We start from the raw sequence: 13,382 nt of genomic DNA, 5'->3' as shown, positions 1-13,382 counted from the left end.
GTGTCTGCAAGCGTACCTTCTTGCTCACAGCCGCTTTATGCGGTTATTGATTTGGGCTCCAACTCATTTCATATGTTAATCACTCGCCTGGTCGCAGACAGCGTCCAGGTAGTTGATAAAGTAAAACGTAAAGTACGTTTGGCTTCAGGCTTGGATGTTGACAATGCTCTCAGTGATGAAGCCATGGCGCGTGGCTGGGAGTGTTTAAGCCTTTTTGCCGAACGTTTACAAGATATTCCCGATCAAAATATTAAAATAGTTGCCACAGCTACCCTTCGTTTAGCGACTAATTCAAATACCTTCATTACTAAAGCTGAAACAATTCTTGGCCATAAAATTAACTTAATTTCCGGCATTGAAGAAGCTCATAATATCTATTTAGGCGTTGCGCATACCACAAGTAGTGCCGATAAGCGTTTAGTGATTGATATTGGTGGTGCAAGTACTGAGCTTATTGTTGGTAGTGGTTTTGATGTTAAACAAGCCTGCTCTTTAAATATGGGCTGCGTTACATTTAATGGTGAGTTTTTTGCTGATGGAACATTTAGCGAAAACGCCTTTGAGCAAGCAATTAATAAAGCCCGAATTATTTTGTCCGACGTATCTGCACAATATAAAGGTATTGGCTGGGATACTGCTTTAGGGATCTCAGGTACGTTACAAGCCGTTGCAGAGGTGTTAACCGCGCAAGGTAAAGTGCAAAAAATCACCCTAGCAAATTTGCAAGATATTCAACAACAAGTTGTTAGTTTTCAGACTATCGACAAGCTTAATATTCTAGGTTTAGAAGCAGAACGAAAACCTGTATTCGCACCTGGATTAGCAATATTAACTGCTATCTTTGCTGAATTTAACATCGCTGAGGTATATCTTGCCGGCGGCGCAATTAGGGAAGGTGTGTTGTACGAATTATTGCCAAACATGCGCAATGTAAATATCAGACAGCGTACTCTATTAGGTTTAATTCAGCGTTTTAGTATCGATGAGCGCCATGCTTATCGTGTCGCTGATATTGCCAATAACGCCTTTGAACAATTGCAAACACAGTGGCAATTAACCAATGAGCTTGGGACTATTTTACAATCAGCGTGTGTTCTACATGAAATCGGATTATTACTTGAGTACAAAGGTAATAAAAAACATGCCAAATATATTTTGGAAAATACTGACTTAGCAGGTTTTTCTAACTCTGAGCGGAAATTATTAATTGCGCTGGTGACAAACCACAAAACAGATATTGATGAAACCGCGATTGAAAATCAATACCTTACCAGTAAGCAACAAGCAATATTTCTTATTGTGATATTACGTATTGCGGTGATTTTATCTAAGCGCAGAACAGATGATGTGATGCCAAGCTTCAGTCTAACGGCTGATCAGATGAATGTTAGCTTACACCTACCGGAAGTTTTTGTTCGTAATCATCCATTAATTTCTGCAGATTTAAAACAAGAGTGTATCGATCTATCAACCTTGGGTGTGACGCTGGTAATAAATTCTAAGTAGGTTCTTTATTTGTCAGTGTTTTAACTTGCTCTTTTCCTGCCCAGTAATTAACAACAACTATTAAAGTAGCACCAATCAGCATTACCATCGTTAATCTCTCATCAAGAAAAAACCAGGCAGCGGCAATACCATATAAGGGCTCTAATGTTAGCGTTAGACTGACGGTAAACGCGCTGAACAACTGCAGTGAATGCAGTAACAAACTGTGGGCGAACGCGGTGAACACAATTCCAAGTAAAGCGATTAACATTAGCTCATCATTAGACGGTAACATTTGATAGATGAAAAAGGCCGGACAAAGCCATATACCGGCAAATAAATTTTGCCAAAAGGCAACCGTGATCGCGGTATTCTTTTTAACAACAATTTTATTAAACAATGTTAGTACCGCAAAGCTGAGCGCCGAAAATAAACCATAACCCAATGCAGATAAGTTAATAGTGTCTATTGGTCGGGTAGATACCACTAAGTAAATTCCGATGATACACAGTAGGGCTTGCAAAAACGTCGTTATTTTAAATTCTTGCCACTTTAATATGACAGAGATTGCCCCGACGAATAATGGAAAACAGGCAAAGGTTAATAAGCCCAGCGTTACACTACTAATTTGTATCGTATGAAAAAAGCTCCACCAATGTATGGCAAGTAACAATCCACTGACCGCAAGCTTTAATAATAATTGTTTTGATATATTGAGACGTTTAGCTGTGAAGCTGCAAAAAATGAATAAGGCAAGGGCTGCAAATAAACTTCTACCAACAACAATATAAATCGCTGGCAAGGTTAGCCATTTTGCAAATAATGCGCACAGGGCAAGTAATATTACTGCCCCGTGCAGAGATAAAAATGACGTGTGAGTACTGTTTAGCTCTCTTTTAACCAACGAGCTACCTGTTTAGCAAAGTAGGTTAAAATGCCATCTGCACCGGCACGTTTAAAGGCTAATAAACCTTCCATAACGCATGGTTTCTCAGCAAGCCAGCCATTTTGTATTGCAGCCATATGCATGGCATATTCGCCACTTACTTGATACGCGTAAGTCGGTACTTGAAAGTTGTCTTTTACCCGACGCACAATATCTAAATATGGCATCCCAGGTTTTACCATCACCATATCGGCCCCTTCATAAATGTCTTGGGCAATTTCATGTAAGGCTTCATCTGAATTAGCTGGATCCATTTGATAAGAATGCTTATTACCACCTTTGATGTTACTGGCAGAGCCTACGGCATCCCTAAATGGACCGTAATAATTTGATGCATACTTTGCTGAGTAAGCAAGTATTTTGGTATTCACATAACCCTGATTTTCCAGCTCTTCGCGGATAGCTCCAACTCTACCATCCATCATGTCTGAAGGCGCGACGATATCAGCACCAGCCTTTGCATGAGATAGCGCCTGTTTAACTAGAATTTCTTTGGTGACTTCGTTTAATACATAGCCTTCATCATCAATAATTCCATCTTGACCATGGGTGGTAAATGGGTCTAGTGCAACATCGGTGATGACGCCGAGATCAGGAAAGTTTTCTTTTAACGCTCTGACTGCTCGTTGAGCTAAGCCATCATCATTAAATGCTTCTTCAGCTAATAATGATTTTTTATCCATAGGGGTAACCGGAAATAGGGCAATTGCCGGAATACCTAATTCAACCAATTCAGCTGCTTCTTCGAGTAAAAGGTCGATACTCTTTCGCTCAACACCAGGCATTGAAGCAATTTTTTCGACTTGATTCTCACCCTCTAAAACAAATACCGGATAAATCAAATCATTAACGGTTAATTGATTTTCTGCCATCAGACGGCGCGAAAAATCATCTTTACGCATGCGGCGTAAACGTCGAGCTGGGTATTGGCCAAATTGATTATTGTTATTCATGATTTCTCCTATCCAGCAAGCTTAAATAGTTGCTTTGCATTTGTGCTGGAACAATTTATTAATTCATCTTCATCTACCTTCATAGCACTCGCTAATGTGCGAACAACATAAGGTAAATATTTTGGTTCGTTACGGCTACTTTTCGGCTTTGGTCGTAAATTTCTCGGGGTTAAATAAGGAGCATCTGTTTCAACCATAATTCGGTCTAAAGGAATGTATTTAGCGATATCAAATAGCTCTTGTCCGCGACGCTCATCACAAATCCATCCGGTGATACCAATATAGAGCCCCATGTCTAAACACGCCTTTAATTCGGTTAGATTGCCGGTAAAGCAGTGGCTTACACCGCCGGGAATATGATTTAACTCTTCGTTTAAAATAGCTTGCCAAGTATTGAAGGCATCGCGTTGATGCAAAAACACTGGCATTGATAATTTTTTAGCAAGCGCTAACTGCTCTCTAAATACGCGCTGCTGATTGTCAGGTGTTGAAAAGTTGCGATTAAAATCTAAGCCACATTCACCAATCGCTTTAACCTGCTCATGATGGGCTAGAGCAGTTAACTCATCTAAATAATTTTCGCTAACATTATCTGCATCATGCGGATGAACGCCTGCAGTGCAATATAGGTGGCTGTGTTGCTGACAAATATCTAATGCTTGTTGGCTTTCCAACACATTGGTGCCAGTAATCAGTAGATTTTCTACCCCCGCTAATTGCGCCTGCAATATGACATCATCTCTGTCTTTATCAAAGCGAGAGTTGGTAAGGTTAACACCAATATCAATCAACAAAAGGTGACCTATTTAATTCTTTTAACTTTAACTGAACGATTAGAGTTCATAACTTTTAACATAAATGAATTGAACATGCCGCGGCTGATAATAACTTCTTGTTCTGCTTTAAACTTCATTCTTTCAGAGGAAATGGTCACCCATTTTTGCTCGTTAGTAAAGGTCAAAGTCCACTTGCCATGAACTGATTTCTTGGCTGTTGCAATGGTGAAAATAAGTGAATCTGTAGCTTCTTCTACCGACGTTTTTTTATGTTCCAAGCCAAAATTTTTCTTAATTGCTTGCTCTTCTTTCTGCACTGATCCTTGTTCTTTCTTACTGCTTACTTGCGGTGGCACAGGGGTACTGATCAATGTTTCACTTTCTGGCTCTGAAGATAAAACCAATGGTTGCGGTGTTTCTACAGCTACTGCTGTTCCTTCGCTCTCAGTACGGCTTTGTTTTAACATATAATTGTCATAACATTGAAGGCGCGTTTCTTTATTATCAATATCAGCACAAGCGACTAATTCTTTTGGAATATCGGCAAAACACGTTGTGCTAAATAAGGTTAATAGTAGGACTGAAGGTATCTTGTTAAACATCGTTTGCTTGCTCATTCTGTTGTTCATCTTCATCGCTGTTATTTGTATAAAAAGAAGCGAAAATCACGCCTAGTTCAAATAATAGCCACATCGGAATTGCTAATAACGTTTGAGAAATAATATCTGGAGGAGTTAATAACATGCCGACAACAAATACTCCGACAATAACGTAGGGACGTTTTTCTCTTAATTTTGCTGGGGTGGTGAAACCGGTCCAACACATCAAAATAATGGCTATTGGAATTTCAAAAGCGGCACCAAATGCAAAAAATAACTTTAACACAAAATCCAGGTAGCTTGATATATCCGTTGCTATTGTTACCCCTTCAGGAGCTACGCTGCTAAAAAAAGCAAATGCCAGCGGAAATACAATAAAGTAAGCAAAGGCAATACCACCATAAAACAGTAAACTGGAGCCAAACAATAATGGTGCTACCAAACGTTTTTCATTTTGATATAACCCTGGAGCAATAAAGCTCCAAACTTGATACAAAATGTAAGGCATTGCGGCAAAAATAGAGACTACTAATGTTAGTTTGAATGGGGCAAAAAATGGCGAGGCAACATCTGTTGCAATCATATTGCTACCGTCGGGCATTACCTCCAACAATGGTAGTGCCAAGTATTGATAAATATCTTGAGCAAAATAAGCCAGAGAAATGAATATCAATAAAATACTAAGTACTATCGCGAGTAAACGACTACGTAGCTCTAATAAATGTTCAAATAAAGAGGACGCGCCAGTATTGGCATCATTTGTCATTGTTTACATCACTTTCTGGTTTGTGGGTGGTTGCACGATCATTTAATTTTGTATCGTCTGAATCTTTAGCATAAGGTCTTGTAGCTTCTTGTGCCGCTGCTTTTAAGCTATCTACAGATTCTTGCAGTTCAGGCGCTAAATCTTTTAAGCCTTGCTGTTCTGCTTTTTTTAAATTTTCATGTAACTCGTGAATACGCAGTTCTTCTTTGAGCTCAGTTTGAACACTGCTGCTAAACTGTTTTATGTTTTTAATCCAGCCTCTAATACTGCGTATTGCTGTTGGTAAACGTTCAGGCCCAAGTACAATTAAGCCCATAACGGCAATTACTGTTAGTTCCCAAAAACCAATATCAAACATATTTACGCCTGATCTTTTTCTTTAGTTTCTGCTTTTGTAACAGGAGCTTCTTCACTTTTTTGTGATGTTTCGCTTAACTTTTCAGGTTCTTTAGCTTCTTCTTTTTCATCGCTGACCGCTTTTTTAAAACCTTTAACTGCAGAGCCTAGATCACCACCAATATTTCGTAATTTTTTAGTACCAAATAATAAAATGATAATTGCAAAAATGATCAATAATTGCCAAATGCTAATGCCGCCCATGATGTATTCCTTAAATGCTTAAAAATATATATTACCAATAATATTGGTATTCTTCACATCATAGCAAGATACTATGATTGATGCTTGTTTTCAGTAATTATTTTCACTATAAATTATACAATTGTTATTGATTTTCATATTATTTATTGTGATTGTTATACTTATACCATGTTGATGAATCGGTATGGGGTTATTTACTTATATTTTACAAGTATGGGTATTGATATTAATCAACATAAGAGCTTAGTTAAGGAAAATTAATTGCTAAAATATGTGTTGCTATTGAGTTTATTGATATGTGTAGATTGCTTAGCCAGTGAAGACGAGCAACCTCTACCACCAATAGATGAAAAAATGATCATTCATCCCGACCCTGAGGATGATTGGTTATTTGGTTTTCATAATAGTATTAGTGATTCAGTTTTTGGCTCAGCAAAGTGGTTTGATAGCTTTTTTGCCATTGACGAGGAGGAAGAAACCTCACCTAAAACTTTAGCTCGTATCCGCCTTGGTTTCGAACCCAGGGCCAGAGACCTTCAGGTGTTTACGCAAAAATTTCGTCTACGCCTGCAATTACCTAATCTTGAAAATAAAGTCGATATAATACTTTCAGATGAAGAAGATGATGATAATACGGATGACCAAAATAATTCTGGCAGAGCGTTAACTGGCGACCATAATAACGACTCCTTTACTGCTGCTATCCGCCTCATTAACCTCGACACAATTGATGATTTTGTCGATTCAAGAGTCGGTATATCAGGAGGAGATATTTTTGCAAAAGTTCGAGCAAAAATAAAAGCAGAGTATTCTGAGAGGCATTTGTTTAAATTTCAGCCATCAATTTTTTATTATTTGGATGACGGTTTTGGCAGTAGATTATTTTTTGAATATGATTTTAACTTTGCTGATAGAAAACAATTTCGCGCTAATTACAGTGTTAAAACTTCAGAAGCTTTTAAAGGCACACGTTGGAGAAATGGTTATTATTATCTTCACCAACTTGATCGTTTTCGCGCCTCGGCTTTAGGTGTGTCCATTAACGGTGAAAACAATGCAGGTAGGGGCTTTGTTGTTGATAACTATACATTGAGTTGGCGTTATCGAGTTAACGCTTATCGGCGTTGGCTTTATTTTGAAGTAGAGCCTTTTATTGAATGGCCAGAAGACGAAAGTTACAAAACAACACCTGGTATAGCGTTACGTGTCGAAGGTTATTTTCAAGCAGACTAGCTATTAGCAATTGTCGAGATAGTGATTAGCTATTTCTTAAAAGCTAGCAATGCAAAAATAGCGCTAGGGGCTAATACCAGTGCTGCAAATTGATGTTGTTGATCAATAAAAAGCACTGTAGCAACAAGCAGTAAAGTGCTTGCCAATATTGCCGAACGCAGGCGTTTATGTTGCCTTTGCTGTTGCAGTTTTAATTCTTCCAACAAGGTTTGTTGAGCGATAGCGCTTTCTTTACCGGCTTTTAAATAGTCATAGACTAAGTTGGGTAATTCAGGCATTTTTTCAGCCCAAAATGGAAAGCTGCTTTTCACTGAATTAAACAGTGTTTTTGGTGCCATTTGCTCTTTAACCCAGTCTTCTAGAAATGGTTTTGCCGTTTTCCATAAGTCTAACTGTGGGTATAGTTGTCGGCCTAAGCCCTCTATATAAAGTAACGTTTTTTGTAATAATACCAACTGTGGTTGTACTTCCATATTAAAGCGACGAGCAGTATTAAATAAGTTAACCAATACTTGGCCAAAAGAAATTTCAGATAAAGGCTTTTCAAAAATAGGCTCACAAACGGTACGTATGGCAAATTCAAATTCGTCAACACTGGTATTAACAGGAACCCAACCCGAATCAACGTGTAATTGTGCAACTTTACGGTAATCACGGTTAAAAAAGGCGACAAAATTTTCTGCTAAATATCGTTTATCTTCTTTGTTTAGCGTTCCGACTATTCCGCAATCAATCGCTATCCAAGTAGGGTCATCTGGGTTGGTTGCGTTCACAAATACATTGCCAGGATGCATATCTGCATGGAAAAAACTATCACGAAATACTTGCGTAAAAAACACTTCAACGCCACGCTCGGCGAGCAGCTGCAAATTAACATTATTTGCTTTTAACTGTTCAATTTCACCAACGCCAATGCCATAAATACGCTCCATAACCATAACGTTTTTAAAACAATATTCGCTGTGTACTTCTGGAACATACAATACTTTGTCGTTAACAAAGTTGCGTTTAAGTTGAATCGCATTCGCTGTTTCGCGTAATAAATCCAGCTCATCAAGAATGGTTTTTTTATATTCATTGACAACTTCTACAGGACGAAGTCGCTTACCTTCACTATAAAAACGGGTGACTAAACGTGCGAACGTTTGCATTACCTTTAGATCGGCATGAATGATTTTTTCAATACCAGGACGTAAAACTTTGATGACTACGTTTTGTTGCTCTTGTGACTGTGTGTCAGTAAAAGTAGCAGTATGAACTTGCGCGATTGAGGCGGAAGCTAATGGCGTGGTGTCGAAATCACTAAAATGCTCTTGGAAAGCTTGTTCACCGATAGCGTCAATTATAATTGCTTTCGCTTGCTCACCGTCAAAGGCATTAACTTTGTCTTGTAATAAAGCCAATTCGTTGGCTAATTCAATTGATAGCAAGTCGCGTCGGGTAGAAAGCATTTGTCCAAATTTGATAAATACTGGCCCGAGAGTTTCAATCGCTAAGCGAAAACGTCGCTCAATGGGTTCATTTTTATGCTTATTACGTAACCAAAATAAACTATGCCGAGCTACTTTAGCGATAAACGGTTTTTTATGTGCAGGCAACAATTCATCTAAACCGTAATTTAGAAATGTTTTTACTATTTGATAAAGGCGTTTACTGCGCACTCGAATTCCCTAAAATGATGAATCTGTTATAAAGTATTAGTCAATGTTGTCAATCTATCTACTAAGTTATCAACGGCTTGCGTTACATCGTCAACTTGTTGGTTAAACTGCTTAAGTTCAGTTTCAGAAACCAATATTCGTTGTTCGTGTAATAAGTATTCACTGGCATCTTGGCCAATTTGTTGATTAGCGAAGTGTAACTTATCCAATACTGTTTTATTTAGTTGGCCTAATTTAAATGCTGGCACATCGCCAACTCTGCTGGCAATTTGCTGTTCCCAGTCAATATCCAATTGTTCACCAATGCTGGCAAACTGTTGTGCCAGCTTAGGATCGCCAATAATGTCTAGTTCACCGGTTTTAATCAGTGATGTTAACAGTTCTGGTTGAGCTAATTTGGGTAACGCTTTAATGCTGGTTTGAATGACACAGTCTGTTGATAGCTTACTGGCTAAAACGGTTACTTCATGCTGATGAACTTGAATGGTTATTGGAAAGCCAAGTTCAGACAATAATAAGGTTAGGCTTTTATTATTCACCTTGGCTAAGGCGTTATTAATCTTTGGATCTAAGCTAAGCGCTTTGTTAATGATCATCTCTAACAAAGCGGTAAATAGTTGCTTGGGTAGCAATTGCTCAATATCCATTGTGACTAAAACTTATAACCTTTATGTAAGGCGACAATACCACCGGTTAAATTGTGGTACGTTGTTTGTTCAAACCCGGCTTCTTCCATCATCGACTTTAATGTTTCTTGATCAGGATGCATACGAATTGATTCGGCTAAGTATTGGTAGCTCTCACCATCTTTTGCAACTAACTCACCCATTTTAGGTAGAATGTTAAATGAATAAAAGTCGTAGGCTTTATTGAGTAAATCATGTTCAGGTTTAGAGAATTCTAACACCAGTAAGCGACCACCCGGTTTTAACACACGATAAATTGAACGAAGCGCTTTATCTTTATCGGTTACATTACGAAGACCAAAAGCAATAGTGACAATATCAAAACTGTTATCGTCAAAAGGTAGCGCTTCAGCATTGGCTTGTACGTAATCAACATTGCCCACTATGCCCAAATCGCGCAATTTATCACGACCAACATTCAGCATTGAAGAGTTAATATCGGCTAAAATTACTTTGCCTTGCGGGCCAGTAAGTTTTGAAAATTTAGCGGTTAAGTCACCTGTACCACCGGCTAAATCTAAAATGCTATTGCCAGGACGAACCCCGCTTGCATCAATGGTAAATCTTTTCCATAAACGATGTACGCCAAATGACATAAGATCATTCATAACATCGTATTGCTTAGCAACTGAGTGAAAAACACTGGCAACCATAGTTTCTTTATCATCAGTTTTTACGGTTTTATAACCAAAGTGAGTAGTATCTTTTTCTTCAGTGCTCATTGATTTTTGCTCGTTGGAAGTGAATCACAATTAATAGCCTTAGTTTACTGAATAATTAGGGTCAGGTCTAAATTAAATATGCAAAATCTGGGGGGAGAGTAAAGTTTAATAAATAAACTTGATTCTGATCTAATTATATTAGGCGTTTGAATACTTTTCTTTATTGGCTAGCCAGCGCTTTATCAGAGCTTCCGCTTTTTCAGGAAATTGGCGCCAGAGCAAATAAGCTTGTTGTTGAACTTCAGGGATAAGTTCACCATCTCGAACCAAGTCGGCAATTTTTAAATCAGCTAAGCCAGTTTGCTTAGTGCCGAGCAATTCTCCTGGCCCTCGTATTTCAAGATCACGTTCGGCAATTAAAAAGCCATCATTAGACTCTCGTAACACGCCAAGCCGTTTGGTTGCTGTTTTAGATAACGGACTTTTATACATTAACACGCAATGTGAAGCTACTGAGCCACGACCAACCCGGCCGCGTAACTGGTGTAATTGCGCCAGGCCTAAGCGCTCAGGATTCTCTATTATCATCAAACTGGCATTAGGAACGTCGACGCCAACTTCAATTACGGTTGTTGCAACCAACAGATCAATATTGCCGGCTTTGAACTCGTCCATCACTGCTTGCTTTTCATCGGCTTTCATTCTGCCATGAACCAGGCCTACTTTCAGTTCACCTAATTGTTGCTGCAAATATGCTGCGGTGTCTTCTGCTGCTTGGCATTCGAGCACTTCTGACTCTTCAATTAGGGTACATACCCAATACGCTTGGCGTTGCTCATTTAAACAATTATGTTTTACTCTCTCTATAACATCGTCACGGCGAATGTCGGCAACTGCAACGGTTTTAATTGGAGTTCTGCCCGGAGGTAGCTCATCAATTACAGAGGTGTCTAAATCGGCATAGGCAGTCATTGCCAGTGTTCTTGGGATCGGGGTTGCAGTCATAATTAGTTGGTGTGGGTAACAATCACCAATTTTGCCTTTTTCACGCAATGATAAGCGTTGATGTACGCCAAATTTATGCTGTTCATCAATGATCAACAAAGTCATATTGTTGAATACTACCTGCTCTTGAAAAAGTGCATGCGTCCCTATAACCATTTGCATGCTGCCGTCGCTAATTGCTGCAAGGGCATGTTGTTTTATTTTCGCCTTGCTTTTACTTGCCAGCCAACCCACTTGAATACCTAGTGGAGAAAACCAATTGGCAAAATTAATGGCGTGTTGTTCGGCTAAAATTTCCGTAGGCGCCATTAAGGCTACTTGATAGCCTTGGCCAATTGCGGTTAGTGCTGCCAAGCCTGCAACTAGGGTTTTACCTGAGCCAACATCGCCTTGTACCAGACGCATCATGGGCAGTTCTTTAGCAAGATCTTCCCTTAATTCTTTCACTACTCGCTGCTGTGCATTCGTTGGTGAAAATGGCAAGCTTTGCAGAAACTTTTGCTCCAACTCTTTATCTATAGTAAGTGGAATAGACGGGTGTTTATCACTGGATTGACGCAGCTTTAGCATACTTAAATTATGTGCTAACAGCTCTTCTTTAATCAGTCGCAATTGTGCCGGATGTCTGCCTTCTTCAATCAAAGTAATAGAAACATCAGGCGGTGGACGGTGAATAAGTTTGATCGCTTGACTCAGGCTGATAGGCTCTGCAAAAAAGTTATCTGGTAACAACTCTTCAATATTTCCCCGCTGTAGGCGCAATAATGCCTGGTCGCATATATTACGTAAGCTAATTTGCCTTAAGCCATCAGTGGTTGGATATACCGGGGTTAATGTTTCTTCCACTTGCACAATGTTAGCGGTACTATCGACGGGTTTATATTCAGGGTGAATGATTTCAAAACCGCGACCACCACGTTGAATTTCACCAAAACAGCGAACTTGCGTACCTTTGCTGAGGTTGTTTTTTTGTGCGGCCGAGAAATGAAAAAAACGTAAGGTGAGTTCGCCGCTGCCATCATTGATCTTAACCAATAACATTCGTCTGCGGCCCATAGACACCTGACTGTCTACTACTTCGCCAATTACACTGGTGTGCAAGCCGGGCATCAAATCGCGAATACGATAAACCCGGGTCCTGTCTTCATATCTAAGTGGTAAGTGAAAAAGCACATCTTGTAGGGTATACAGACCAAGCTTTTCTAGTTTGGTGGCAATACTCGGACCTACACCTTTTAGTACAGTTACCGGAGTGCTTGCTAGGTTATGCAGTCCTTCGCGTAACGCCGTGCTCATTACTGATCGAGATCCTGCCAGGCATCTTTGGTCATTTGCATTTTAACCCACCAATCATCAGCAGCAACAATTTGGCCATCATCGTCAATCTCAGGATAAGGTAAGCCCTTGCGTTTACAAGCTTCGGCAAAAATAGGGTGACCACCTTCAAACAGAACTCTATTACGTTGCTCTTGAGTTAAGTCTGAAGGCGAGTCGTACATACCAGCGGCTTGACGTTGACGTTGTGCTTCGTACAGAGTTACGGCACAAGCAACCGATACATTCAACGATTGCACCATACCAACCATAGGAATAACAATATCTTGATCGGCTAAAGCCAGTGCTTCATCAGATGCGCCAAATTTTTCTTGGCCAAGAATAATAGCCGTTGGTTTGGTGTAATCAATTTCTCTAAAATCTACTGCAGTATCTGATAAGTTGGTTACCAGTACTTGCATGCCTTGTTCTTTTAAGCGGGTTATTGCTTCTTTTGTTGATTCATGACTGTGAACATTCACCCAGTTTTGTGAACCAACAGAAGTGCCGCCACCAACACGCATTACTTCATTTTTCCATATGGCGTGTACATCATTCACACCAATGGCGTCACAAGTTCTAACTACGGCGGCTAGGTTATGCGGTTTATGTACACCTTCCATGCATACTGTTAAGTCTACTTGGCGTTTATTTAACATTTCAAGAATGCGTTGGTGTCTTTCAGGAGTCATAATT

At 39.4% G+C, this 13,382-nt stretch carries 14 protein-coding genes; 2 read left to right on the top strand and 12 right to left on the bottom strand.

Going from position 1 to position 13,382, the window contains the following annotated elements; all coding sequences use genetic code 11:
- The gene (locus RI845_RS17680; RefSeq protein WP_348387492.1) at positions 1 to 1,506 is read left to right on the top strand and encodes a Ppx/GppA phosphatase family protein; all 1,506 of its coding nucleotides are present in this window, start codon (positions 1 to 3) and stop codon (positions 1,504 to 1,506) included.
- Here the strand turns inward: RI845_RS17680 and RI845_RS17675 are convergent.
- The 7 genes from RI845_RS17675 to tatA are packed head-to-tail and all read right to left on the bottom strand — an operon-like array spanning position 1,499 to position 6,125.
- Positions 1,499 to 2,389 carry a DMT family transporter gene (locus RI845_RS17675; RefSeq protein WP_348387491.1) on the bottom strand — a complete coding sequence of 297 codons (891 nt, stop codon included), beginning with the start codon at positions 2,387 to 2,389 and terminating at the stop codon, positions 1,499 to 1,501. The two genes, RI845_RS17680 and RI845_RS17675, sit on opposite strands and share 8 nt — an antisense overlap.
- On the bottom strand, positions 2,371 to 3,384 hold the full coding sequence (hemB, locus tag RI845_RS17670; RefSeq protein ID WP_348387490.1) for a porphobilinogen synthase: 1,014 nt from the start codon (positions 3,382 to 3,384) through the stop codon (positions 2,371 to 2,373). Before hemB ends, RI845_RS17675 begins: the two co-directional genes overlap by 19 nt.
- An 8-nt stretch (positions 3,385 to 3,392) precedes the next feature.
- Positions 3,393 to 4,178, bottom strand: a complete 786-nt coding sequence (locus tag RI845_RS17665; RefSeq protein WP_348387489.1) for a TatD family hydrolase — start codon at positions 4,176 to 4,178, stop codon at positions 3,393 to 3,395.
- 8 nt (positions 4,179 to 4,186) lie between these two features.
- Complete coding sequence (locus RI845_RS17660; protein WP_348387488.1) at positions 4,187 to 4,777, bottom strand: hypothetical protein; 591 nt, start codon at positions 4,775 to 4,777, stop codon at positions 4,187 to 4,189.
- The gene (tatC, locus tag RI845_RS17655; protein ID WP_348387487.1) at positions 4,755 to 5,525 is read right to left on the bottom strand and encodes a twin-arginine translocase subunit TatC; all 771 of its coding nucleotides are present in this window, start codon (positions 5,523 to 5,525) and stop codon (positions 4,755 to 4,757) included. The genes RI845_RS17660 and tatC overlap by 23 nt, the downstream gene beginning before the upstream one ends.
- Positions 5,515 to 5,883 carry a Sec-independent protein translocase protein TatB gene (gene tatB / locus RI845_RS17650; RefSeq protein WP_348387486.1) on the bottom strand — a complete coding sequence of 123 codons (369 nt, stop codon included), beginning with the start codon at positions 5,881 to 5,883 and terminating at the stop codon, positions 5,515 to 5,517. Before tatB ends, tatC begins: the two co-directional genes overlap by 11 nt.
- Before the next feature lie 2 nt (positions 5,884 to 5,885).
- Positions 5,886 to 6,125 carry a Sec-independent protein translocase subunit TatA gene (tatA, locus tag RI845_RS17645; protein WP_348387485.1) on the bottom strand — a complete coding sequence of 80 codons (240 nt, stop codon included), beginning with the start codon at positions 6,123 to 6,125 and terminating at the stop codon, positions 5,886 to 5,888.
- A 354-nt stretch (positions 6,126 to 6,479) separates the two neighbouring features.
- Here tatA and RI845_RS17640 point away from each other — a divergent pair, with 354 nt between their 5' ends.
- Positions 6,480 to 7,358 carry a hypothetical protein gene (locus RI845_RS17640; protein WP_348387484.1) on the top strand — a complete coding sequence of 293 codons (879 nt, stop codon included), beginning with the start codon at positions 6,480 to 6,482 and terminating at the stop codon, positions 7,356 to 7,358.
- A gap of 29 nt (positions 7,359 to 7,387) precedes the next feature.
- Here the strand turns inward: RI845_RS17640 and ubiB are convergent, their stop codons facing one another.
- From ubiB to trmH, 5 genes are all read right to left on the bottom strand, one after another.
- Positions 7,388 to 9,019: a ubiquinone biosynthesis regulatory protein kinase UbiB gene (gene ubiB / locus RI845_RS17635; protein ID WP_348387483.1), complete on the bottom strand. Its 1,632-nt coding sequence runs from the start codon at positions 9,017 to 9,019 to the stop codon at positions 7,388 to 7,390.
- 26 nt (positions 9,020 to 9,045) lie between these two features.
- Positions 9,046 to 9,666, bottom strand: coding sequence for a ubiquinone biosynthesis accessory factor UbiJ (locus RI845_RS17630; RefSeq protein WP_348387482.1), 621 nt, complete (start codon positions 9,664 to 9,666; stop codon positions 9,046 to 9,048).
- Between the two features lie 5 nt (positions 9,667 to 9,671).
- Positions 9,672 to 10,427 (bottom strand): bifunctional demethylmenaquinone methyltransferase/2-methoxy-6-polyprenyl-1,4-benzoquinol methylase UbiE, encoded by a 756-nt coding sequence (gene ubiE / locus RI845_RS17625; RefSeq protein ID WP_348387481.1) that lies wholly within the window; start codon positions 10,425 to 10,427, stop codon positions 9,672 to 9,674.
- Between the two features lie 138 nt (positions 10,428 to 10,565).
- Positions 10,566 to 12,668, bottom strand: coding sequence for an ATP-dependent DNA helicase RecG (gene recG, locus RI845_RS17620; RefSeq protein WP_348387480.1), 2,103 nt, complete (start codon positions 12,666 to 12,668; stop codon positions 10,566 to 10,568).
- Complete coding sequence (trmH, locus tag RI845_RS17615; protein WP_348387479.1) at positions 12,668 to 13,378, bottom strand: tRNA (guanosine(18)-2'-O)-methyltransferase TrmH; 711 nt, start codon at positions 13,376 to 13,378, stop codon at positions 12,668 to 12,670. Before trmH ends, recG begins: the two co-directional genes overlap by 1 nt.
- Positions 13,379 to 13,382 lie beyond the last annotated feature (4 nt).

Source organism: Thalassotalea nanhaiensis, assembly GCF_031583575.1.
Lineage (GTDB): Bacteria > Pseudomonadota > Gammaproteobacteria > Enterobacterales > Alteromonadaceae > Thalassotalea_A > Thalassotalea_A nanhaiensis.
This window is presented reverse-complemented; position numbering and strand designations above follow the sequence as displayed.